Annotated in this window: 21 protein-coding genes and 1 tRNA gene; 6 read left to right on the top strand and 16 right to left on the bottom strand. The window is 69.8% G+C overall.

The window, feature by feature from the left end; translation table 11 throughout:
• Positions 1–33: 33 nt before the first annotated feature.
• The gene (locus LG388_RS03575; RefSeq protein ID WP_225781455.1) at positions 34–1,008 is read left to right on the top strand and encodes a tripartite tricarboxylate transporter substrate binding protein; all 975 of its coding nucleotides are present in this window, start codon (positions 34–36) and stop codon (positions 1,006–1,008) included.
• Between the two features lie 336 nt (positions 1,009–1,344).
• On the opposite strand, the gene LG388_RS03570 is transcribed toward LG388_RS03575, so the two are convergent.
• The 5 genes from LG388_RS03570 to LG388_RS03550 form a co-directional block, all read right to left on the bottom strand.
• Positions 1,345–1,435: transfer RNA gene (locus LG388_RS03570), tRNA-Ser, on the bottom strand.
• A gap of 131 nt (positions 1,436–1,566) precedes the next feature.
• Complete coding sequence (serS, locus tag LG388_RS03565) at positions 1,567–2,898, bottom strand: serine--tRNA ligase (protein WP_225781454.1); 1,332 nt, start codon at positions 2,896–2,898, stop codon at positions 1,567–1,569.
• Between the two features lie 46 nt (positions 2,899–2,944).
• Positions 2,945–3,907 carry a threonine/serine dehydratase gene (locus LG388_RS03560; RefSeq protein ID WP_225781453.1) on the bottom strand — a complete coding sequence of 321 codons (963 nt, stop codon included), beginning with the start codon at positions 3,905–3,907 and terminating at the stop codon, positions 2,945–2,947.
• Positions 3,908–4,043: 136 nt separating this feature from the next.
• A complete protein-coding gene (gene ispH, locus LG388_RS03555; protein ID WP_225781452.1) occupies positions 4,044–5,009 on the bottom strand; it encodes a 4-hydroxy-3-methylbut-2-enyl diphosphate reductase in 966 nt (321 codons plus the stop codon).
• Between the two features lie 181 nt (positions 5,010–5,190).
• Positions 5,191–5,649 (bottom strand): peptidylprolyl isomerase, encoded by a 459-nt coding sequence (locus LG388_RS03550; RefSeq protein ID WP_225781451.1) that lies wholly within the window; start codon positions 5,647–5,649, stop codon positions 5,191–5,193.
• 96 nt (positions 5,650–5,745) lie between these two features.
• Between LG388_RS03550 and radC the strand changes: the two genes are divergently transcribed.
• Together radC and LG388_RS03540 are read left to right on the top strand one after the other, a co-directional pair.
• A complete protein-coding gene (gene radC, locus LG388_RS03545) occupies positions 5,746–6,423 on the top strand; it encodes a DNA repair protein RadC (RefSeq protein WP_225781450.1) in 678 nt (225 codons plus the stop codon).
• Between the two features lie 48 nt (positions 6,424–6,471).
• Entirely contained in the window at positions 6,472–7,140 is a 669-nt protein-coding gene (locus tag LG388_RS03540; protein ID WP_225781449.1) for a Smr/MutS family protein, read from the top strand.
• On the opposite strand, the gene LG388_RS03535 is transcribed toward LG388_RS03540, so the two are convergent.
• Both LG388_RS03535 and LG388_RS03530 read right to left on the bottom strand, forming a co-directional pair.
• Entirely contained in the window at positions 7,141–7,488 is a 348-nt protein-coding gene (locus LG388_RS03535) for an antibiotic biosynthesis monooxygenase (RefSeq protein ID WP_225781448.1), read from the bottom strand.
• 49 nt (positions 7,489–7,537) lie between these two features.
• Complete coding sequence (locus LG388_RS03530) at positions 7,538–8,755, bottom strand: aminotransferase class V-fold PLP-dependent enzyme (protein WP_225781447.1); 1,218 nt, start codon at positions 8,753–8,755, stop codon at positions 7,538–7,540.
• Positions 8,756–8,913: 158 nt separating this feature from the next.
• Here LG388_RS03530 and LG388_RS03525 point away from each other — a divergent pair, with 158 nt between their 5' ends.
• Complete coding sequence (locus LG388_RS03525; protein ID WP_225781446.1) at positions 8,914–9,426, top strand: thermonuclease family protein; 513 nt, start codon at positions 8,914–8,916, stop codon at positions 9,424–9,426.
• On the opposite strand, the gene LG388_RS03520 is transcribed toward LG388_RS03525, so the two are convergent.
• Positions 9,418–10,740, bottom strand: coding sequence for a hemolysin family protein (locus LG388_RS03520; RefSeq protein ID WP_225781445.1), 1,323 nt, complete (start codon positions 10,738–10,740; stop codon positions 9,418–9,420). The two genes, LG388_RS03525 and LG388_RS03520, sit on opposite strands and share 9 nt — an antisense overlap.
• Before the next feature lie 46 nt (positions 10,741–10,786).
• Here LG388_RS03520 and LG388_RS03515 point away from each other — a divergent pair, with 46 nt between their 5' ends.
• A complete protein-coding gene (locus LG388_RS03515) occupies positions 10,787–11,629 on the top strand; it encodes a symmetrical bis(5'-nucleosyl)-tetraphosphatase (RefSeq protein WP_225781444.1) in 843 nt (280 codons plus the stop codon).
• A gap of 84 nt (positions 11,630–11,713) precedes the next feature.
• On the opposite strand, the gene LG388_RS03510 is transcribed toward LG388_RS03515, so the two are convergent.
• The 5 genes from LG388_RS03510 to LG388_RS03490 all read right to left on the bottom strand — a co-directional run bounded on the left by LG388_RS03510 (position 11,714) and on the right by LG388_RS03490 (position 17,534).
• Complete coding sequence (locus tag LG388_RS03510; protein ID WP_225781443.1) at positions 11,714–13,189, bottom strand: DEAD/DEAH box helicase; 1,476 nt, start codon at positions 13,187–13,189, stop codon at positions 11,714–11,716.
• 124 nt (positions 13,190–13,313) lie between these two features.
• Positions 13,314–14,189, bottom strand: a complete 876-nt coding sequence (locus tag LG388_RS03505; protein ID WP_225781442.1) for a neutral zinc metallopeptidase — start codon at positions 14,187–14,189, stop codon at positions 13,314–13,316.
• A gap of 143 nt (positions 14,190–14,332) precedes the next feature.
• Entirely contained in the window at positions 14,333–14,902 is a 570-nt protein-coding gene (gene dcd / locus LG388_RS03500; RefSeq protein ID WP_225781441.1) for a dCTP deaminase, read from the bottom strand.
• 101 nt (positions 14,903–15,003) lie between these two features.
• Positions 15,004–16,302, bottom strand: a complete 1,299-nt coding sequence (guaD, locus tag LG388_RS03495; protein ID WP_225781440.1) for a guanine deaminase — start codon at positions 16,300–16,302, stop codon at positions 15,004–15,006.
• Between the two features lie 131 nt (positions 16,303–16,433).
• On the bottom strand, positions 16,434–17,534 hold the full coding sequence (locus tag LG388_RS03490; protein ID WP_225781439.1) for a BMP family ABC transporter substrate-binding protein: 1,101 nt from the start codon (positions 17,532–17,534) through the stop codon (positions 16,434–16,436).
• Between the two features lie 189 nt (positions 17,535–17,723).
• Here LG388_RS03490 and LG388_RS03485 point away from each other — a divergent pair, with 189 nt between their 5' ends.
• Positions 17,724–18,974, top strand: a complete 1,251-nt coding sequence (locus tag LG388_RS03485; protein ID WP_225781438.1) for an MFS transporter — start codon at positions 17,724–17,726, stop codon at positions 18,972–18,974.
• A gap of 45 nt (positions 18,975–19,019) precedes the next feature.
• On the opposite strand, the gene LG388_RS03480 is transcribed toward LG388_RS03485, so the two are convergent.
• The 3 genes from LG388_RS03480 to LG388_RS03470 all read right to left on the bottom strand — a co-directional run bounded on the left by LG388_RS03480 (position 19,020) and on the right by LG388_RS03470 (position 20,877).
• Positions 19,020–19,316, bottom strand: coding sequence for a hypothetical protein (locus LG388_RS03480; protein WP_225781437.1), 297 nt, complete (start codon positions 19,314–19,316; stop codon positions 19,020–19,022).
• 93 nt (positions 19,317–19,409) lie between these two features.
• Complete coding sequence (locus tag LG388_RS03475; protein ID WP_225781436.1) at positions 19,410–20,459, bottom strand: adenosine deaminase; 1,050 nt, start codon at positions 20,457–20,459, stop codon at positions 19,410–19,412.
• Between the two features lie 70 nt (positions 20,460–20,529).
• Positions 20,530–20,877 carry a DUF4375 domain-containing protein gene (locus LG388_RS03470; RefSeq protein WP_225781435.1) on the bottom strand — a complete coding sequence of 116 codons (348 nt, stop codon included), beginning with the start codon at positions 20,875–20,877 and terminating at the stop codon, positions 20,530–20,532.
• Positions 20,878–20,902: the final 25 nt, after the last annotated feature.

Genomic DNA, 20,902 nt, shown 5'->3' with positions numbered 1-20,902 from the left:
CGCGCAGCTGCATTGAACCGCAAGGAGATCCCCATGAAGCCGCTTGTACGCACGGCACTGCTCGCACTCGCCGTGGCGCTGGGCGCCGGCACCGCCCGGGCCCAATCGCCCGCCTGGCCCACCAAGCCGATCCGCATCGTCACGCCCTACGCCGCCGGCGGCCCGGGCGACGACACGGCCCGCATGGTGGCCGATGGCCTGGCCAAGGCGCTGGGCCAGCCGGTCATCGTGGACAACAAGCCCGGCGCGGGCGGCATCATCGGTGCCGACCTGGTGGCCAAGGCGCCGGCCGACGGCTACACCTTGCTGGCGGCCGCCAACGGCACGCTGATCAACAGCCTGATCCGCAGCAAGATGCCGTACGCCGCCGGCGACCTGGTGCCCGTGACCGGCGTGTCGGCGTCGCCCTCGCTGCTGGTGGTCGATCCAGCCCTGCCGCCCAGGGACCTCGCGGGCCTGCAGGCCCTGGCACGCGCCGAGCCGCGTGGCATCTTCTTCGCGACCACCGGCATCGGCAGCACCAGCCATTTCTCGGGCGAGCTGATCAAGGCGGCGCTCGGCGTTCCCTTGACCTTCGTGCAGTACAAAAGCGGGGGCGAGAGCAGCGCCGCGCTGCATTCTGGCCAGGTGCAGATGCTGTCGGAAGTGCCCTCGGCCTCGCTCATCGCGCTGGTCAAGGCCGGCAAGATGCGCGCGCTGGCTGTGGCGTCGGACCACCGCCTGGCCGCCCTGCCCGAGGTGCCGACGACGGTGGAGGCGGGCTTTCCCACCATCCGCATGACGCACTGGCTCGGCCTGATGGCCCCCAAGGGCACGCCGCCGGCGGTGCTGGACCGCATCAACGCCGCGGTGCAGAAGTTCATCTCCACGCCCGCGCAGCGGCAGTTCATCGCGCAGCGCAACAGCGAGCCGATGCTGGGCGACCGCGCCGCCTTCACGCGCTTCATCGACGACGAGAACCGGCGCCTGGGCAAGCTGGCGCAGGAGCTGAAGATCGTGGCCGAATGACAGCCACGATCTGCCCGCGAGCGCCCGCTGCCACCCGATAGGCGAGAGGACGGGGCCGGAGAATCAGGGGGCTATCTCACGTCAACGGTCTTGAAGTGCCGTCGTGCTTCATCACCTCGATCGGGGTGCACCGCTGTCGCAAGGCACGACCCAAGGCGAGATAGCTCCACCGACGCCGCTGACCGGAAGAGCCTGCGATCAACATATAGTCTCAACTGGTCGTAACCGTACTCGCCACAGCGCAAGCGCGAGTCTGGGCCAGATCATGAATAGACGAGAAAAAGCCACCTCATGGGTGGCTTTTTTCATTGAAATCAACACGTTAGGTTGAAATGCTGGCGGAGAGGGTGGGATTCGAACCCACGGTACGGGGAAACCGTACGCCTGATTTCGAGTCAGGTACATTCGACCACTCTGCCACCTCTCCACAAGACGCAAATTTGTCGAAGCCCTAGAGTATAGCGGACTTCGGCGGGTTTTCTCGCGCCATGCGCAAAAAGCGGCGCCTCCGCCGCGTGCGGGCTGGCGGCGGACCGGCCGCCGGGCCCGCTTCCGTCCTCAGGCACGCAGCTCGGTCACGCCGCCCAGGTAGGGCTGCAGCGCGGCCGGGATGCCGATGGAGCCGTCGGCGCGCTGGTGGTTCTCCAGCAGGGCGACCAGCGTGCGGCCCACGGCCAGGCCGGAACCGTTGAGGGTGTGGACCAGTTCGTTCTTGCCCTGCGCGTTCTTGAAGCGCGCCTGCATGCGGCGCGCCTGGAAGGCCTCGCAGTTGCTGACGGAGCTGATTTCACGGTACGTGTTCTGCGCCGGCAGCCACACTTCCAGGTCGAAGGTCTTGGCCGCGCCGGCGCCCATGTCGCCGGTGCACAGCAGCACCACGCGGTAAGGCAGTTCGAGCGCCCGCAGCACGGCCTCGGCATGGCCCACCATCTGGTCGAGCGCCTCGTAGCTGCGGTCCGGGTGCGTGATCTGCACCATCTCCACCTTGTCGAACTGGTGCTGGCGGATCATGCCGCGCGTGTCGCGGCCGGCGCTGCCCGCTTCGGAACGGAAGCAGGGCGTGTGGGCCGTCAGGCGAATCGGCAGCTGCGCCTCGGCGACGACCTCGTCGCGCATGAAGTTCGTGAGCGGGATCTCGCTGGTCGAAATGAGGTAGAGCGCCGCGTTGTCCGGTACCGGCTCCGCGTCCTGCCCGCCCTTCTTGGCGGCGAACATGTCGCCCTCGAACTTGGGCAGCTGGCCCGTGCCGCGCAGCGAGTCGGCATTGACAATGTAGGGCACGTAGCATTCGGTGTAGCCGTGCTGCTGCGTCTGCAGGTCGATCATGAACTGCGCCAGCGCGCGGTGCAGGCGCGCGATGGTGCCTTTCATGACGGTGAAGCGCGAACCCGCGAGCTTGACGCCCATCTCGAAGTCCAGGCCCAGGGGTTCGCCCAGCGTCACATGGTCACGCGGCTCGAAGGCCAGCGCGGGGGCGTCGGCGCCCTCGCCGCCCACGGGCGCCCAGCGGCGCACTTCGACGTTGTGGTCCTCGCTGTCGCCCACGGGCACGCTGGCATGCGGCAGGTTGGGCACGCCCAGCAGCAGCGCCTGCAGCTCGGGCTGCAGCGCCTGCAGCCGCGTGGCGGAGCTTTCCTGCTCGGCCTTGAGCGCGCCCACTTCGGCCATCAGCTCGTCCACCGATTCGCCCTTGGCCTTCAGCGGACCGATCTGCTTGTTCAGCGCGTTGCGGCGGGCCTGGATCTCTTCGCTGCGCGTCTGCAGCTTCTTGCGCTCGGCTTCCAGGGACGTGAAGCGCTCCACGTCCAGGTAAGGCTGGTTCTTCTTGCGGGTTTCGAGACGGGCAACGACCGAAGGCAGGTCCTTGCGAAGCAGGTTGATGTCGAGCATCGGCCGATTCTAGAAGCCGCTGCCGGCACGCAGGCCGCGCCGCCGATCAGGCCAGCATGGCCGCGTCCACGTTGGCGCCGCAAATGACCAGGCAGACCTTCTGGCCCGCGGCGGGCCGCCAGGCGCCGCTTTGCAGCGCAGCCAGCGGCAGCGCGGCCGCAGGCTCGACCGCCAGGCGCATCTGCGACCACAGCCACTGCTGCGCGCGGCGGATGGCGTCGTCCCCCAGCAGGCGGGCCTCGCGCACGGCCAGCTGGGTCACTTCCCAGGCCAGTTCGCCGATGCGCCTGGCGCCCAGCGAATCGGCCGCGATGCCGCCCACCGGCACGTCCACCGGCGCGCCGGCCTCGCGGGCGCGGAACAGCGTGGGCGCGGCCTCGGGCTCCAGCGCCACGACGTTGCTGCGCGTGCCGAACCAGGCGGCCAGGCCACCGATCAGCCCGCCGCCGCCCACGCTGACCAGCACGTGGTCGGGCAGGCCCCCTTGCGCTTCGATTTCGCGGCCCAGCGTGCCGGCGCCGGCCACCACTTCGGGCTGGTCGTAGGCATGGGTCAGCAGCGCGCCGGTCTCGCGCTGGCGTTCCAGGCAGGCGTTCAGCGCATCGACGTACAGCTCGCCCACCACGCGCACGTCGGCGCCCAGCGCGCGCAGCTTGGCACGCTTGGCCTCGGGCGAGACGCCGGGCAGGTAGACCTCGCAGCGCACGCCGAGCGCGCGCGCCGCCGCCGCGGTGGCAATGCCGGCATTGCCGCCGGAGGCCACCACGACGCCGCTTTCGGGGATGGGATGCGCCAGCAGCCGGTTCATCATGCCGCGCGCCTTGAAGCTGCCGCTGACCTGCAGGTGCTCCAGCTTGAGCCAGCATTCCACGCCGTCCAGGTCCAGCCCGAGCTGCGTGGCCGGCAGTTTCCACAGCGGCGTCTGCCGCAGGAAGGGGCCCGTGTGGGGCGCCAGGCGCCGGGCGGCGGATTCGACGGCTTCGCGCCAGGGAGCAAGTGCAGCGGTCATGGAAGGTCTTCTTGCAGGTGTGTGCCGGCTCGCCCTGCGCCGGGTTTCGATCCGGGACGCCGCGCCGCCTGTGGCGGGGTGCGTGCGCCCAGCTCTGCCGCGCGCCACGGCCGCAGGGCCGCACGGGGAGTGAGGTTCAGGAAATGTGCGGCGGCGTGGCGGCCGCGTCGGGCAGCTTGAGGCCCTTGGGCAGCGGGAACTTGATGGTTTCCTCGATGCCCGGCATGGTGCGCACGGCCACCGCGCCCAGGGCCTTGATGCGCTCGATCACCTCGCGCACCAGCACCTCGGGGGCCGAGGCACCAGCCGTCAGGCCCACGCGCGTCTTGCCCGTGAACCATTCGGACCGCAGCTCGGCGGCCGAATCGACCATGTAGGCCGGGGTGCCCAGGCGCTCGGCCAACTCGCGCAGGCGGTTGCTGTTGGAACTGGTGGGGCTGCCCACCACGATCACGAGGTCCACCTGCGGGCTCATGAGCTTCACGGCGTCCTGGCGGTTCTGCGTGGCGTAGCAGATGTCCTGCTGCTTGGGCTCGCGCACGGCCGGGAAGCGCGCGCGCACCGCGGCGGCGATCTCGGCCGCGTCGTCCACGGAAAGCGTGGTCTGCGTGACCACGGCCAGCTTCTCGGTCTGCGCGGGCTGCACCCTGTGCACGTCCTCCACGTCCTCGACCAGATGAATGCCGCTCGAGAGCTGGCCCATCGTGCCCTCGACCTCGGGATGCCCCTTGTGGCCGATCATGATGAACTCATAGCCCGCCTTGGCCAGCTTGGCGACTTCCACGTGCACCTTGGTCACCAGCGGGCAGGTGGCGTCGAAGACCGAGAAACCTCGGTCGTGCGCTTCCTTTTCCACCGCCTTGCTCACGCCGTGGGCGCTGAAGACCAGCGTGGCGCCGGGCGGCACCTCGGACAGCTCCTCGATGAAGACCGCCCCCTTGGCCTTGAGCGTTTCCACCACATAGGTGTTGTGCACGATCTCGTGGCGCACGTAGATGGGTGCGCCGAACTTGGCGATGGCGCGTTCCACGATCTCGATGGCGCGGTCCACCCCCGCGCAGAAGCCGCGCGGTTCGGCCAGCAGGATTTCGTTGACGGCCATGCTTGCCTCAGCAGGTGTGAATGAATCCGGCGTGGCCGAGCAGCCCGCCGAAAGGTGCGCCATCGAGGTGCAAAGCGCAGCCATAGCCCGGGCGATGGCGAGCATCTGCAACGATGAGGGCGCGCCGGAGTTGCACCGTTCTGGTGGGATGAGCGGACATGGCGGGTTCGTTCACACCTTCTCAGAGCACGCCGATGAGCTTCACCTCGAAGGTGACGGGCTGACCGGCCAGCGGATGGTTGAAGTCGAACTGCACGGCCGTGTCGCCGAGCGCGATCACCGCGCCGGCGTAGCTGCCCGCGCCGTCGGGCGTGGGGAACTGCACCACGTCGCCCACGCTGTACTGCTCGTCGGGATCGCCCAGCTGGCGCAGCAGCGCACGCGCCACCCACTGCTGCATCTCGGGGTTGCGCTCGCCGAAAGCCTCGCCCGCAGGCAGCTCGAAAGTGGTGTGCGTGCCCTCTTCCAGGCCCAGCAGGCGCTGCTCCATGGCCGGCGACAGCTCGCCCGTGCCCAGCGACAGCGTGGCGGGCTTGTCGGCGAAGGTGTTGATGATGTCGCCGGCCGGGCCGGCCAGGCGGTAGTGCAGCGTGAGGAAGGAGCCGGGCTGAACCACGGCCGCAGGATTAGGCAAGGACAAGTCGGGCCCCGATAAACTGGAGCCGGATTTTAGAAGAGGGGCCCGTGCCGCCGGCCGCGAAGGCCAGGACAGCGCCCCCGCCAGGAGGGACAAGTCATGGGCTTGAAGGATCTGCCGGCCGACGCGCGCCCGCGCGAGAAGCTGATCGCGCGCGGGGCCGCGGCGCTCAGCGACAGCGAATTGCTGGCGCTGCTGCTGCGCACGGGCGTGGCCGGCACGCACGTGCTGCAACTGGCGCAGCAGCTGCTCCAGCAGTTCGGCGGCATCGCCGGCCTGCTGCAGGCCAGCGCCGAAGACCTGAAGCGCATCAAGGGCCTGGGCGGCACCGCCAAGCGCGCCGAACTGCTGGCCGTGCTGGAGCTTTCGCGCCGCGCCCTGGCCCAGCAACTGGCGCAGCGCCCGGTCTTCGATGCGCCCCAGGCCGTCAAGGACTACCTGCAACTGCACCTGGCAGGGCATGCGCACGAGGTGTTCGCCGTGCTCTTCCTGGACAGCCAGCACCGCCTGCTGGCGCTGGAGGAGCTGTTCCGCGGCACGCTGAACCAGACCAGCGTGTACCCGCGCGAAGTGGTGCAGCGTGCCCTGCACCACCATGCCGCCGCCGTCGTGCTGGCCCACAACCATCCCAGCGGCGAGGTCGAGCCCTCGCGCGCCGACGAGGCGCTGACGCAGAACCTGAAGGCCGCGCTCGCGCTGGTCGACGTGCGCGTGCTGGACCATGTCGTGGTCGGGCCCGGGCGTGCGCTGTCGATGGCGGAACGCGGATTGATCTGAACCCGCTGGGCCGCGGGGGTGGAACGCACGGGGTATGCTCGTTCGGCCATGCCTGCCTCCAAACCGCCCCTGAAGACCCTGGCCGACCTCAAGCAAGTGCAGAAGGAGCTGGCCGAGCGGCGCGCACGCGAGGCCGCGGCCGCCGCGGCGGCTGCGGCCCAACAGAAGAAGCGCCAGGCCGACCAGGACCTCTTTGCCCGCGCCATCGGCGCCGACACGGGCGCCACGCGCCCGCTGCGCCACAAGCCGGTGGTGGTGCTCGCGCCCACACCGCCCGAACCCATCGCGCGCCAGCACCTGCGCGACGAGGCCGAAGCGTTGCGCGAGGCGCTGAGCGACGAATTCGACGTCACGACCCTGCTCGACGCCGACGACCAGATGAGCTTCCGCCGCCCCGGCGTGAGCACCGAGGTGACGCGCAAGCTGCGCTCGGGCCACTGGTCGCTTCAGGGCCAGGTGGACCTGCACGGCCTGCGCAGCGACGAGGCGCGCGAGGCGCTGGCGCAGTTCGTGCGCCAGGCACACAGGCAGGGCCTGCGCTGCGTGCGCGTGGTGCACGGCAAGGGGCTGGGCTCGCCCGGCAAGCAGCCGGTGCTCAAGCTCAAGGCGCAGCGCTGGCTGATCCAGAAGAAGGAGGTGCTGGCCTTCGTGCAGGCCCGCCCCTCGGACGGCGGCGCGGGCGCGCTGGTGGTGCTGCTGGCGCCGGCCGGCAGCTGATCAGCGCAGGCTGCCGAGCCACGCGTCGGTCTCCTCGTCCGCGCGGATGAGGCTGTGCCGCACGAAGGGCTCCCGGTCCATGGTGCGCAGCACGGCCAGCGGATCGCCGCGCGGCCGCATCGGGTCGCCCAGCCCCGTGTAGGCCCGGATGTCCGCCATCGAGCGCCACACCGATGCCACGACCACCTCGGTGGCGCTGTCGCCGAAAGGCCGGAAGATGGCGCGCGCGTGGATGCAGCCGGGTTGCGCGCGGATCAGCGGCAGGTTGTGCAGCTCCAGGTAGGCCCGGCATTCGTCCTCGCAGACGGTGCGGATCCAGAAGGTCCAGGTTCGCAGGATGCGGGCCATGGGCTTCCGGGTCCGTGCCGAGGGCTGATCGACGCGGCGTTGGGAGGCCTCAGCCGCGCGGCGCCACCTGGTCCAGCGCCGCCGCCAGGTGGCCCACGCTGCGGTCCACGTTGCGCCACTTCTCCAGGCCGAACAGGCCGATGCGGAAACTCATGAAGTCCGGGCCTTCGTCGCATTGCAGCGGCACGCCCGAAGCGGTCTGCAGGCCGGCCTCGATGAATTTCTTGGCGCTCTGGATGCCGGGGTCGGTGGTGTAGCTGACCACCACGCCCGGGGCCTGGAAGCCCGCCGCCGCCACGCTGGGAAAGCCGCGCGACTCGAGCAGGGCCCGCACCTTGGCGCCCAGTTCCACCTGCGCCGCCTTCACGGGCGCGAAGCCCCATTCGCGCGTCTCGCGCATCACGTCGCGCAGGCGCACCAGCGCGTCGGTGGGCATGGTGGTGTGGTACGCATGCTGGCCCTTCTCGTAGCCTTCGGCGATCTGCATCCACTTCTTGAGGTCGCACGAGAAGCTGCTGCTGGTGGTGCCCTCGATGGCCTGGCGCGCGCGCTCGCTCAGCATCACCATGGCGCAGCAGGGCGAACCGCTCCAGCCCTTCTGCGGCGCGCTGATGAGCACGTCGACGCCGGTGGCCTGCATGTCCACCCACATGGCGCCGGAGGCCACGCAGTCGAGCACGAAGAGTGCGCCCACCTCATGCGCCGCGTCGGCCACGGTGCGCAGGTAGTCGTCGGGCAGGATGATGCCGCTGGCCGTTTCCACGTGCGGCGCGAACACCACCTTGGGCTTCTCGGCGCGAATGGTGGCGGCCACCTCTTGGGCCGGGCACGGGGCCCAGGGGGCCTGCGGCCCGTCGCCCTGCTTGCGCGCCTTGCAGACCACGGCGCCGCCGCCCAAGGAAGCGCTGGGCCGCCCCGGGCTTCCTTGATCCCCTTGGGGGCCGGGCAGGGCGTCGCCCTGCCCTGGGGGCAGACCGAGTCCGCCGGCGTCGAAGATCTGGCTCCAGCGGTAGCTGAACCAGCCGTTGCGCACGATCAGCACCTTCTCGCGGTTGGCGAACTGGCGCGCCACCGCTTCCATGCCGAAGGTGCCGCTGCCCGGCACCAGCACGGCGGTATGGGCGTGGTACACCTCCTTGAGCATGGAAAGGATGTCCTGCATCACGCCCGTGAAGCGCTTGGACATGTGGTTGAGCGCACGGTCGGTGTAGACCACCGAGAATTCGAGCAGGCCATCGGGATCGATGTCGGGAAGCAGGCCGGGCATGGAGGTCTCCAGGAGCAAGAATGGGGGAGGATGGGCAGATCGGAATCCGCGCCTTTTCGCACAACGGCTCGGCGGCCGCTTCGCGAACAATCGCGAAAGTGTAGCCAGCGCCCGCGCCGCCGGCCGTCACCGTCCCTTCCGCCCTGGCCCTTCTTCCCATGCCCGCCACCGCCGCCGCCCTTGTCTGTCTGGTGCTCGCCGTGCAGGACGGCGACAGCCTGCAGGTGCGCTGCGAGGACACCCCACCGCGCGGCGCGCCCGTCACGGTGCGCATCCACGCCATCGACGCGCCCGAGTACGGCCAGGCCTACGGCCGGCGTGCGCGGCAGGCGCTGCGCAAGCTGGTGGACCGGCAGACCGTCGCGCTGCATTGCGTGGACCGCGATCCCTACGGCCGCCGCGTGTGCCAGGTCTTCAAGCCCGCGGGCGCCGGTGAGCCGCCGCAGGACGTGGGCCTGGCCCTGGTCGAAAGCGGCCTGGCCTGGTGGTACCGCGCCTTCAGCGCAGCGCAGAGCCCCGGAGACCGGGCACGTTACGAAGCCGCGGAAGCTGCCGCACGCCACGCGCGCCTCGGCCTGTGGCGCGAGGGCGAGCGCGCCGTGCCGCCCTGGCGCTGGCGGCATGCGCAGCCGCGGGATGCCGCCAGCGCCCCCCGCGCCGCGTCAGAGTGAAGGGTCGAAGGCCTCGGCCGCCACGGCCTCGGGCCGGGCGCGCACGCGGTCGATGCGGCGGCCTTCCAGCGCCAGCACCTCGAACTGCCAGCCCGCGCACTCCACGCGCTGGCCCACGGCGGGCAACTGGCCCGACACGGCCATGAGCAGGCCGGCCACCGTGTTGTAGAGGCCGCGGTCCTCGTCGGGCAGCTCGCGGATCGCGAGCCGCGCGCGCAGCTCCGACACCGGCATCAGGCCGTCCAGGTCCCAGCTGCCGTCCTCGTGCGGCGTGGCCCAGGCGTCGGCCGGCACGCCGGGCTGCAGCTCGCCCGTGATGGCTTCCAGCAGGTCGCGCGGTGTCATCAGGCCCTGCACCACGCCGTATTCGTCCACCACGAAGACCATGCGGCCGGCGCGCGCGCGGAACTGCTCCAGCAGTTCCATGCCCGACAGCGTCTCGGGCACGAAGGAGGCAGCCTGCGCCATCTCGCCCAGGGTGCCCGCATGGTCGCGGCCCAGCTGCAGCAGCTGCGCCACGCTGACCACGCCCACCACGTCGTCGAGCGAGCCGCGGCAGACCGGGTACCAGGAATGCACGAGGTTGAGCTTGGCCGCGTCGGCCACCTGCTGCAACGCCTGCGCCACGTCCAGGCCGGCGTCCATCCATTCGATGTCCGAGCGCGGGATCATCAGCGACGACAGGCGGCGGTCGTCGAGGTGGAACACGTTGCGCACCATCTGGTGTTCGTGCTGCTCGATCACCCCCGCGTCCACGCCCTCTTCCAGGCTGGCCGAGATCTCTTCCTCGGTCACGGCGCGCGCGCCCGTGGCGTCGATGCGCAGCAGCTTGAGCACACCCGCCGTCGCGCCCGACAGCAGCACCACGAAGGGCTTGGCGCCCTTGGCCAGCCCGCGCATGGGGCGCGAGATCCAGCGCGCCACCACCTCGGGGTACAGCTGGCCGATGCGCTTGGGCACCAGCTCGCCGAAGATGATGGTGAAGAAGGTGATGCCCGTGACCACCACCGCCGTGGACACCACGCTGGCCACGCCGGCGCCCATGCCCATGCCTTCCATCCACACGGCCAGCGGACCGGCGAAAGCCGCTTCGCCCACGATGCCGCTGAGCATGCCGATGGAGGTGATGCCGATCTGCACGGTGGACAGGAACTGCGTGGGCTCGTCCATGAGCTTGAGCGCCGTCGCGGCGCCGGCATCGCCGGTTTCGGCCAGGGCCGCCAGGCGCGCGCGGCGGCTGGTCGCCAGGGCCATTTCGGACATGGCGAAGATCGCGTTGCAGGTGGTCAGCAACGCCAGCAGGAAAACGTCCATCGAAGGGAGCGAAGGCGCAGGCGCGCCTTCTGGGGAGAATGCGGAGATGGCACTCTATCTCATCGGCGACGTGCAGGGCTGCGATGCGGCGCTGGGCCGCCTGCTCGACACCCTGGACTTCTCGCCCAGCCGCGACCAGCTCGTGCTGCTGGGCGACCTGGTCAACCGCGGCCCCGCGTCGGCCGCCGTGCTGCGGCGCCTGCAGCGCCTGGGCGGCGCCGCGCAGAGCCTGCTGGGCAACCACGACCTGCACCTGCTGGGCGTGGCGCACGGCGTGCGCAAGGCGGGCCGGCGCGACACCCTGGCCGAGCTGCTGGCCGCGCCCGACCGTGACGCCCTGCTGGACTGGCTGCGCCAGCAAGCCATGGCGCTGCACCGGCGCATCGCCGGGCGCGACCTGCTGATGGTGCATGCGGGCGTGCTGCCGCAATGGGACGTGGCCACCAGCCTGGCCTGCGCGGCCGAGCTGCAAGCGGTGCTGCGCGGGCCCGGTCTGGGCGACTTCCTGCACGCCATGTACGGCAACGAGCCCGACCGCTGGGACGCCGGCCTGCAGGGCACGGCGCGCCTGCGCGTGATCGTCAACGCGCTCACGCGTTTGCGCTTTTGCACCGCCGAGGGCGTGATGGACTTCGACGCCAAGGAAGGGCTGGAGGACGCCCCGCCCGGCTTCCTGCCCTGGTTCGACGTGCCGGGCCGGCGCACGGCCGAGGCCACGGTCGCCTTCGGCCACTGGTCCACGCTGGGCTATGTGTCGCGGCCCGACCTGCTGGCCACCGACACCGGCTGCGTCTGGGGCGGCTGCCTCACGGCCGTGCGCATCGGCGCCACCCTGGACGAGCGCGAGCGCATCGAGGTGCGCTGCGAACAGGCGCAAAAGCCGGGCTGACGCGAGAAGAAGAAGAAGAAGAAGAAGAAAAGGCGCCACGCGGGCGCCTTGCACAGCAGCGCCAGCGGCTGCGCCGCGCCCGCCTCAGCTGCCGGACGGCTCGGCGGCCTTGAACAGCGCCGGCACCTTGCGCTTGCTGCGGATGTGGCTGGCCGGCGAGCGGCTGACCGGCACGGCCTTGGCGGACGCCGATTCCCAGGCGGGGGCCGCGTCGCGTTCGCTCGGCTCGTAAGGGCGGTCGAAGAACGGATCCCGCGGCGCGGCCGGGGCGCGTTGCGGGCGCGGCGAGCGGTAGGCCTCGCGGCTGTCGCGCGGGCGGTCCAGCGCGTCGCGCGCATCGCCGGTCTCGCCTTCCTCGCGCCAGTGGCGGCGGCCGTCGTTGATGCGGCCATCCCGGCGGAAGTTGGGCCGGTCTTCCTCGTACTCCAGCGCCTCCAGCTCGATCGGCTTCTTGATCAGCTTCTCGATGTCGGCCACCAGCCGGGCATCGTTGCCGCCGGCCGAGAAGCTCACCGCCAGGCCCGAGGCCCCGGCGCGGCCCGTGCGGCCGATGCGGTGCACGTAATCCTCGGCATTGAACGGGATGTCGAAATTGAACACCGCGGGCACGTCCTTGATGTCCAGGCCGCGCGCGGCCACGTCGGTGCACACCAGCAGGTCCACCTCGCCGGCCTTGAAAGCGGCCAAGGCCTTCAGGCGCTCGTCCTGGCTCTTGTCACCGTGCAGCGCCGTGCAGCGAAGGCCTTCGCGCTCCAGCGAACGCGCCAGCCGCGCGCAGCCCAGCTTGCTGTTGACGAAGACGAAAGCCTGCGTGATGCCGCGCTGGCGCACGATCTGCTTGAGCGCGCGGCGCTTGTCGTCGTCGGCCACGCGGTAGAAGCGCTGCTCCACCGTGGAAGCCGTCTCGTTGGGCCGCGCGACCTCGATGGTGATCGGGTTCTGCAGGTAGCTGCCGGCCAGGCGCTTGATCTCGGGCGAGAAGGTGGCGGAAAACAGCAGCGTGGTGCGCTGCTTGGGCAGGTAGGAGAGGATGCGCTGCAGGTCGGGCAGGAAGCCGATGTCCAGCATGCGGTCGGCCTCGTCCAGCACCACGTACTCGACCTGGTTCAGCACCGCGTTCTTGGCTTCGATGTGGTCCAGCAGGCGCCCGGGCGTGGCCACCAGCACCTCGACGCCCTTCTTGAGCTCGGCCGTCTGCGGCTTCATGTCGATGCCGCCGAAGACCACCGTGCTGCGCAATTGCGTGTATTTGGCGTAGGCCTTGATCTGCTGGGCCACCTGGTCGGCCAGTTCGCGCGTGGGCAGCAGCACCAGCGCGCGCACGGGGTGGCGGGCCGGCGAAGTCGAGGCGTTCTCGTGCTTGAGCAGGCGCTGCAGCAGCGGCAGCGAGAAGGCCGCCGTCTTGCCCGTACCGGTCTGTGCGGCGCCCATCACGTCCTGGCCCGTCAACACCACCGGAATGGCCTGCGCCTGGATCGGCGTCATGTTCTCGTAGCCCATGTCGGCCACGGCGCGCTTGAGGGTGTCCGCCAGCGCGAGGTCGGAATAGAGAGTGCTCATGAACCCGCCATTGTCGCACTGCCGCAAAAAGCGGCAGTGGCGGCAGGGCCACAGGCTTTCACCCGCCTGTCACAAAACCCCACTCTCAGCAGGGGAACGCCGCCGGACAGCCACCGGCGGTGCCTCAGAGCCGGTCGGCCGAGAAGGTGTCGCAGGCCTGCACACTGCCGGTCTTGTAGCCGGTGGCGAACCAGCGCTGGCGCTGCGCGCTGCTGCCGTGGGTGAAGCTGTCGGGCACCACGGCGCGGCCGGCCGAGCGCTGCAGCGCGTCATCGCCGATCTTGGCGGCAGCGTTCATCGCCGACTCGATGTCGCCCGGCTCCAGCCACTGCTTGGACTGCTGCGAATGGTGCGCCCACACGCCCGAGAAGCAATCGGCCTGCAGTTCCACGCGCACGCTCAGCTCGTTCTGCTGGCTCTGGCTGATGCGCCCGCGCATGGCGTCCACGCGGCCGGTCACGCCCAGCTGGTCCTGCACGTGGTGCGCCACCTCGTGCGCGATCACGTAGGCGCGCGCGAACTCGCCCGGCGCGCCCAGCTGCTGCTTGAGCGTGTCGAAGAAGCCCAGATCGATGTAGATCTTCTTGTCGCCGGGGCAGTAGAACGGGCCCATCGCGCTCTGGCCGGTGCCGCAGGCCGTGGGCGTGACACCCCGGTAGAGCACCAGGCGCGGCTGCTGGTAGGTGGCGCGGTTGGCCTGGAACACCTTGCCCCAGACCTCTTCCGTGTTGCGCAGCACGGTGGAGACGAAGGCCGCCTCGCGGTCGTCGGCGGGCGGCGCCTGCGCCGGGCCCTGCTGCTGCACCACCTCGGTGGGGGCGCCGCCGCTGAGCAGGCCGAGGATCGTGAGCGGGTTGACGCCGAAGATCAGGCCGGCCACCACCGCGATGGCCACCGTGCCCAGCCCGATGCCGCGCCCGCCGATGGGAAAACCACCGCCCCCGCCGCTGCTGCGGCGGTCTTCGACGTTGTCCGATTGATCGTTGCCTTCCCAGCGCATGCTTTTGCTCCATGGGCGCGTGCCTGCGCCTTCGCCCGCGAATGGTACGCTGCGCCGAAGGGCTTCTGGCAGACGGAACGGGGCGGCCGTGAACGATTTGGCGTCCCGCCTACAGCGCCGGCCGCATCGCACCAGCGGATGGCTCAGGTCTTGGGCAGCGTCACGCCGTGCTGGCCCTGGTACTTGCCCCCGCGGTCCTTGTAGCTGGTCTCGCAGACCTCGTCGCTCTCGAAGAACAGCACCTGGGCGCAACCCTCGCCCGCGTAGATCTTGGCCGGCAGCGGCGTGGTGTTGGAGAACTCCAGCGTCACGTAGCCTTCCCATTCGGGCTCGAAGGGCGTGACGTTGACGATGATGCCGCAGCGCGCGTAGGTGCTCTTGCCCAGGCAGATGGTCAGCACATTGCGCGGGATGCGAAAGTACTCCACCGTGCGCGCCAGCGCGAAGCTGTTGGGCGGGATGATGCAGACGTCGGCATTGATGTCCACGAAGCTCTTCTCGTCGAAGTTCTTCGGGTCCACCACCGTGCTGTGGATGTTGGTGAAGACCTTGAATTCCGGCGCGCAGCGGATGTCGTAGCCGTAGCTGCTGGTGCCGTAGCTCACGATCTTGTTGCCGTTGGCGGCATGGCGCACCTGGCCCGGCTCGAAGGGCTCGATCATGCCGTGCTGCTCGGCCATGCGCCGGATCCATTTGTCGCTCTTGATGGTCATCGCCGCTCGCTCAAGGGGGTTCGCTTCCGGAATCGGAAAAGGGCCAGGATTTTGGCACGGCGCCCCAGCCGCACGCCCGGCGCCCCGGCCCGCTCGCGAACTCAGGCGGCCGCAGCGCCCTGCTGACCGATGACCGTGCGCTCGATCAGCCGGTCGTCGCCCAGCACGATCAGCGCGAACAGCAGCTCTTCCAGCGATTCCGAACGCGCGGTCTTGCGCGCCAGCAGCGGCGTGGCGACGGGGTTGAGCACCAGGAAGTCCGCCTCGCAGCCTGGCTGCAGGTTGCCGAGGGTGCCGGCCAGGCCCAGCGCCTGCGCCGCGCCAGCCGTGTGCAGCCACCACAGGCGCGAAGGCTTCAGGCTCAGACCCGGCTTGGTCTGCCCTTCACGGCCGATGTAGTAGGCCGCCAGCATGGTGTGGAAGGGGCTGAAGCTGGTGCCACCCCCCACGTCGCTGGCCAGGCCGTGCAGCATGTGCGTGCGCTGCGCGCCCTCGAAGTCGAAGAAGCCGCTGCCCAGGAACAGGTTGCTGGTCGGGCTCACCGCGGCGGCGGTCCTGGTCTCGTGCATCAGCTGCCGATCGGCATCGTCGAAATGGATGCAGTGCGCGTACACCGCGCGTTCGCGCATCAGACCGAAGCCGGTGTAGACGTCCAGGTAGGAGCGCGCCCGGGGGAACAGCTCGCGCGCCCACTGCACCTCGTCCTTGTTCTCGGCCACGTGCGAATGGATCCAGGTGTCGGCGTACTTCGCGGCCAGTTCGCCCGCGCCGCGCAGCTGGGCGTCGGTGCTGGTGGGCGCGAAGCGCGGCGTGATCGCATAGCCCAGCCGGTCGGTGCCGTGCCAGCGCCGGATCAGCGCTTCGGTGTCGATCAGGCTCTGCTCGGTCTGGTCGCGCACGCCGTCGGGCGAATGGCGGTCCTGCAGCACCTTGCCGCCGATCATGCGCAGCTGGCGGCGCTGCGCCTCGCCGAAGAAGGCCTCGACCGAGGCCGGGTGCGAGGTGCAGAAGGTCAGCGCCGTGGTCACGCCCTGGCGCAGCAGTTCGTCGAAGAAGAAGCTGGCCGCCGCCTGCGCATGCGCGGCGTCGGCGAAGCGGGATTCCTCGGGGAAGGTGTAGTTCTCCAGCCAAGGCAGCAGGCCGTCGGCCGGTGCGCCGATGATGTCCAGCTGCGGGAAGTGGATGTGCATGTCCACGAAGCCGGGCGCCAGGATGCGACCGGGCCAGTGCGTGATTTCGGCATCGGGGTGCCGCGGCGCCACCGCCGCATGGCTGCCAGCATCGAGCACACGCACGCGGCCCTGCGCATCCGCGCCGGTGACGAGCAGGCCGTCCTGGTCGAACTGGGGCGCGCCGGCGTCGTCGAAGCGCAGCAGGGCCGCACGGTAGGCTTTTTTCATCATGGAAAGGAAGTCAGGAGAACGTCATGCGATCTTGACGCAGGCCGGAGGTCTGCGCCATGCCGACCTGCGTATGGGGTTCATATGGACGGCGCCCTGCGCGCCGGATGTCAGGGGCCCCCCGTCGGCGCTCACCGGTGGATGCGGCCCTGCACGCCTTCGGCCAGCCAGTTCATCTGCAGGATCTGTGCGTCGCTCAAGGCCTGCCCCTTGGGGATCACCACCTTGCCTTCGTTGTCGCGCACGTCGGCCGCGGCACGGAAGGGTTGCAGCTTGCCTTCGCCGATCTCTTTCTGGCGTGCCAGCACCTCGCGCTGCACCGCTTCGGGCACCTGCGGGCCAAAATCGCCGACGCGGATCATGCCCTCGCGCACGCCGCCCCAGACATTGCCCGGCTTCCATTGACCGGCCAGCACCTCGCGCGCGCGCTGCGTGTAATAGCCGCCCCACTGGTGCGTGACGGCGAGCACCTGCGCCTGCGGCGCCACCTTGCGCATGTCGGAGTGGTAGGCGATGGCCAGCTTGCCGCGCTCCTGCGCCGCCTGCATCACGGCCGTGGAGCCGGTGTGGAAGGCGATCACGTCCGCGTCCTGGTTGAACAGCGTCATGGCCGCGTCGCGCTCCTTGGGCGGGTCGAACCAGACGTCGAGCCAGATCACCTTGACCTGCGCCTTCGGGTTCACCGAGCGCATGCCCAATGTGAAGGCGTTGATGCCCTGCAGCACCTCGGGGATCGGGAAGCCGGCCACATAGCCGGCCACGTTCGTCTTCGTCATGCGCCCGGCCGCGATGCCGGCCAGGTAGCGGCCTTCGTAATAGCGCGCATTGGCCGTCGCCACGTTGGGCGCCGTCTTCAGACCCGTGACCGACTCGAACTTCACATTCGGGAAGTCCTGGGCCACGCGCAGCGTGGGCTCCATGTAGCCGAAGCTGGGCGTGAAGATCAGGCCATGCCCCTGCTGGGCCAGGTCGCGGATCACGCGTTCGGCATCCGCGCCTTCGGGCACGTTCTCGACCGTGGTGGTGCGCACGCGCGCGCCGAGCGCGGCCTCCATGGCCTTGCGGCCCTCGTCATGCTGGCGCACCCAGCCCGCATCGCCGACCGGCGCCACCTGGACGAAGCCGACCTTCAGCGGTGGCGCCGCCACAGCGGCTGCCGGCGCGGGCTGTTGTGAAAAAACGGGGGAGAAAAAACAAGCGGCCGCGAATGCGGCGGCGAGGTTTTTGTACATGGTGTTCCTCTACATGGCCCCGGTGAAAAAGAAATGCGCTGCAGCCGGGACGCCTGCAGCGCGAGGCCGCAATTGTAGAAGGCCTTGAAAGCCCACGCCCAAGCCGATCTCCGGGCTTCGGGCTCCGCGATGCCCGCCGCCGCACATCGGCAGGGGCACGATGGCGCGGATCGCCGCAGAATGCCCTGCATGACTCTCGCGGCCACCGAAGCCCCCATCTCGACCCCCTCCCCCGACGAAGGGCCCTGGCGCCGCAACCTCGCGGTGTGCATGTTCGGCGCCTTCACCACCATCGTGGCGATGACGCTGCTGCTGCCCTTCCTGCCGCTGTACGTGGAGCAGTTGGGCGTGTCCGAGCACGCGGCCATCGTGCAGTGGTCGGGCGCGGCCTACGGCGCCACCTTCCTCACGGCCGCGCTGGTCGCGCCACTGTGGGGGCGCCTGGCCGATCGGTACGGCCGCAAGCTGATGCTGATCCGCGCCAGCCTCGGCATGGCCGTGGCGATGGCGCTGATCGGCGTGGCGCAGGACGTTTACCAGCTCGTCGGCCTGCGGCTGCTCGCGGGCTTTCTGGGCGGCTATGCCTCCGGCTCGATGCTGCTGGTCGCCACGCAGACGCCCAAGGCGCGCTCGGGCTGGGCGCTCGGCACGATGTCCTCGGCCATCATGGCAGGCAACCTCGTGGGGCCCCTGGTGGGCGGCGCGCTGCCGCCGCTGATCGGCATCCGCGCCACCTTCTTTGCGGCCGGGGCGGTGATCTTCGTCGCCTTCCTGGCCACCACCTTCCTCATCCGCGAGGCGCCCCGGCCGCGCAATGCCCAGGGCAAGCCCGTGGGTGCGGGCTGGGCCAGCATTCCCGACAAGGGCCCGGTCACGGCCATGTTCGCCACCGGCATGCTGCTGATGCTGGCCAACATGTCCATCGAACCCATCATCACCGTGTATGTCGCCACGCTGGTGCGCGACGCCGCGCAGGTCACCTGGGTCGCGGGCCTCGTGATGTCGGCGGCGGCCCTCGGCAGTATCCTGTCAGCCGCGCAGCTCGGCAAACTGGCCGACCGCATCGGGCACTGGAACGTCATCGTCGCCTGCCTCGCCGTGTCGACCCTGCTGCTGGTGCCGCAGGCCTTTGTGACTGCCGGCTGGCAGTTGGTGCTGCTGCGCTTCCTCATGGGCCTGTCGCTGGGCGGGCTGCTGCCCTGCATCGCGGCCGTGATCCGCCACAGCGTGCCCGAGAACGCGGCCGGCCAGATGCTCGGCTACTCGGTGTCGGCCCAGTACGTGGGCCAGGTGGCGGGGCCGCTGCTGGGCGGCTACGTGGGCGGGCACATCGGCATGCGGGCCGTGTTCGTCGGCACCTGCGTGCTCATGGCGGCGGGGGCGCTGGGCAATGCCTGGGTGCAGCGGCGGCGCAGGTTCAGGGCCATCGCAGCGTCATGACGACGGGCAGCCGATCCGGCGCCTGCCAGCAGGAGGAGGAGCAGACTAGGCGCCGCCGCCAACAATCTGCAGCGCTTTGGCCCGTTTGCGACGCCACCAGCACACAGCCAGCAGCACCAAATTCACGACAAGCAGCACGGCCAGCCAAGCGATGAGCGCGGCGCCGAAGAACAGTCCCGGAGGCGTATCGTGAAGATCAGGGAAGTATGGCTGGGCGGCAAACCACGCCTGCTCCTCCTTGACGACTTGCGACGCCACCCAGATCGGCACGACAAAACTGATGAGGTTCAGGGCAATCCAGCCGAGTACTTTTAACGCGCGCATGGCCTGGCTGCCATCCAAAACGGCCCCACTCCATAGAGGGGCCGCCTGTTGCCCGTCAAGCCCATCGCTTCGGGCCTGAGCCACGCCACCCCAGGCACAGCCCCGCGCCCGTCAGGCAAAAGCTGCGAAATGCGCATCCACCCGGTCCAGCCAGGCGCGTTTGGCCTCGGCGCCCGCAAAGCTGCCTTCGAAGCCGTTGCGCGCCAGCTGCCACGCGTGCCGGGCCGTGAGGCCGGTGGCGGCGAAGGTTTCGGTGAAGTTGGTGTTGAGGTACCCGCCGAAGTAGGCCGGATCGTCCGAGTTCACGGTGGCGACCAGGCCGGCGTCCAGCAGCGCGCCCAGGTTGTGCTGGCGCAGATCGGGGAACACGCACAGCTTCAGGTTCGACAGCGGGCACACGGTGAGCGGAATGCGGTCGGCCGCCAGGCGCTTCATGAGCGCCGGGTCCTTGGCGGACTGCACACCGTGGTCGATGCGCTCGACCTTGAGCACGTCGAGCGCGCTCCACACATAGGCCGGCGGCCCCTCCTCGCCCGCGTGCGCGACCAGGTGGAAGCCCAGCTCGCGGCAGCGGGCGAACACGCGCGCGAACTTCTCGGGCGGATGGCCCAGTTCGCTGGAGTCCAGGCCCACGCCGATGAACTTGTCGCGAAACGGCAGTGCCTGCTCCAGCGTCTCGAAGGCCGATGCCTCGCTCAGGTGGCGCAGGAAGCACAGGATCAGCTGCGCATCCACGCCCAGCTTCGCCTTCGCATCCACGCAGGCGCGGTGCAGGCCGTTCACGACGGTCTCCATGGCCACGCCGCGCTCGGTGTGCGTCTGCGGGTCGAAGAACATCTCGGTGCGCAGCACCTGGTCGGCGGCGGCGCGCTGCAGGTAGGCCCAGGCCATGTCGTAGAAGTCCTGCTCCTTGAGCAGCACACTGGCGCCCGCGTAGTAGATGTCGAGGAAGCTCTGCAGGTTGGTGAAGGCGTAGGCCTGGCGCAGCGCTTCGACGTTGGCGTAGGGAATGGCGACGCCGTTGCGCTGCGCGAGCGCGAAGATCAGCTCGGGCTCCAGCGAGCCTTCGATGTGCATGTGCAGCTCGGCCTTGGGCATGCTGCGCAGCAGTTCGGGCAGGCGGTCGGCGGAAATGGCGGCGGGGTTGAAAGGCAGGCTCATGGTGTCAGGCGTGGGGATACTGGGGCACAAGCATAAGGCGATGGGTGCGCATGCACGTCCGCGCGCGGCATCAGCTTTCGTCGAAATAGTGGCAGGCCGCGCGCAAGGGCAGCTCTTCGGCGGCCTCCCAGAAGGCGGGGTCGAGCTCGTCACCGATGCGCGTGCGCTCGGCCTCGCTGAGCAGGCGCGGAATGTCGCCGTAGGACTTCAGTTCCGGGTGGTCTTCCAGGCGGTCGAGCATCGCGCGCTGCTCACTCACCACCGCATGCGTGGCCTCGGCGCCGATGGCCTGCAGCGCCTGCAAAGCGATCGCGCAGTTGGCCTCGCCCCAGTTGCAGAAGAACTGCAGGAAGCCGCCGTTGTAGCCGTCGGCCTCCAGCCGCCACAGCGCCACGATTTGCTGCAGGCGCGCGGGCACGGCATCCAGCTTCCAGTCGGCCTGC

Source organism: Xenophilus sp. Marseille-Q4582 (assembly GCF_916700565.1).
Taxonomy (GTDB): domain Bacteria; phylum Pseudomonadota; class Gammaproteobacteria; order Burkholderiales; family Burkholderiaceae_C; genus Xenophilus.
The sequence above is the reverse complement of the archived record's forward strand: the minus strand, read 5'-3'. Positions and strand labels throughout refer to the sequence as shown.

What these genes read in the sequence shown, in the direction of transcription:
- LG388_RS03575 (WP_225781455.1), top strand. Translation starts at nt 34, where the DNA reads ATGAAGCCGCTTGTACGCACGGCACTGCTCGCACTCGCCGTGGCGCTG.
- serS (WP_225781454.1), bottom strand. Translation starts at nt 2,898, where the DNA reads ATGCTCGACATCAACCTGCTTCGCAAGGACCTGCCTTCGGTCGTTGCC.
- LG388_RS03560 (WP_225781453.1), bottom strand. Translation starts at nt 3,907, where the DNA reads ATGACCGCTGCACTTGCTCCCTGGCGCGAAGCCGTCGAATCCGCCGCC.
- ispH (WP_225781452.1), bottom strand. Translation starts at nt 5,009, where the DNA reads ATGGCCGTCAACGAAATCCTGCTGGCCGAACCGCGCGGCTTCTGCGCG.
- radC (WP_225781450.1), top strand. Translation starts at nt 5,746, where the DNA reads ATGGGCTTGAAGGATCTGCCGGCCGACGCGCGCCCGCGCGAGAAGCTG.
- LG388_RS03540 (WP_225781449.1), top strand. Translation starts at nt 6,472, where the DNA reads ATGCCTGCCTCCAAACCGCCCCTGAAGACCCTGGCCGACCTCAAGCAA.
- LG388_RS03535 (WP_225781448.1), bottom strand. Translation starts at nt 7,488, where the DNA reads ATGGCCCGCATCCTGCGAACCTGGACCTTCTGGATCCGCACCGTCTGC.
- LG388_RS03530 (WP_225781447.1), bottom strand. Translation starts at nt 8,755, where the DNA reads ATGCCCGGCCTGCTTCCCGACATCGATCCCGATGGCCTGCTCGAATTC.
- LG388_RS03525 (WP_225781446.1), top strand. Translation starts at nt 8,914, where the DNA reads ATGCCCGCCACCGCCGCCGCCCTTGTCTGTCTGGTGCTCGCCGTGCAG.
- LG388_RS03520 (WP_225781445.1), bottom strand. Translation starts at nt 10,740, where the DNA reads ATGGACGTTTTCCTGCTGGCGTTGCTGACCACCTGCAACGCGATCTTC.
- LG388_RS03515 (WP_225781444.1), top strand. Translation starts at nt 10,787, where the DNA reads ATGGCACTCTATCTCATCGGCGACGTGCAGGGCTGCGATGCGGCGCTG.
- LG388_RS03510 (WP_225781443.1), bottom strand. Translation starts at nt 13,189, where the DNA reads ATGAGCACTCTCTATTCCGACCTCGCGCTGGCGGACACCCTCAAGCGC.
- LG388_RS03505 (WP_225781442.1), bottom strand. Translation starts at nt 14,189, where the DNA reads ATGCGCTGGGAAGGCAACGATCAATCGGACAACGTCGAAGACCGCCGC.
- dcd (WP_225781441.1), bottom strand. Translation starts at nt 14,902, where the DNA reads ATGACCATCAAGAGCGACAAATGGATCCGGCGCATGGCCGAGCAGCAC.
- guaD (WP_225781440.1), bottom strand. Translation starts at nt 16,302, where the DNA reads ATGAAAAAAGCCTACCGTGCGGCCCTGCTGCGCTTCGACGACGCCGGC.
- LG388_RS03490 (WP_225781439.1), bottom strand. Translation starts at nt 17,534, where the DNA reads ATGTACAAAAACCTCGCCGCCGCATTCGCGGCCGCTTGTTTTTTCTCC.
- LG388_RS03485 (WP_225781438.1), top strand. Translation starts at nt 17,724, where the DNA reads ATGACTCTCGCGGCCACCGAAGCCCCCATCTCGACCCCCTCCCCCGAC.
- LG388_RS03475 (WP_225781436.1), bottom strand. Translation starts at nt 20,459, where the DNA reads ATGAGCCTGCCTTTCAACCCCGCCGCCATTTCCGCCGACCGCCTGCCC.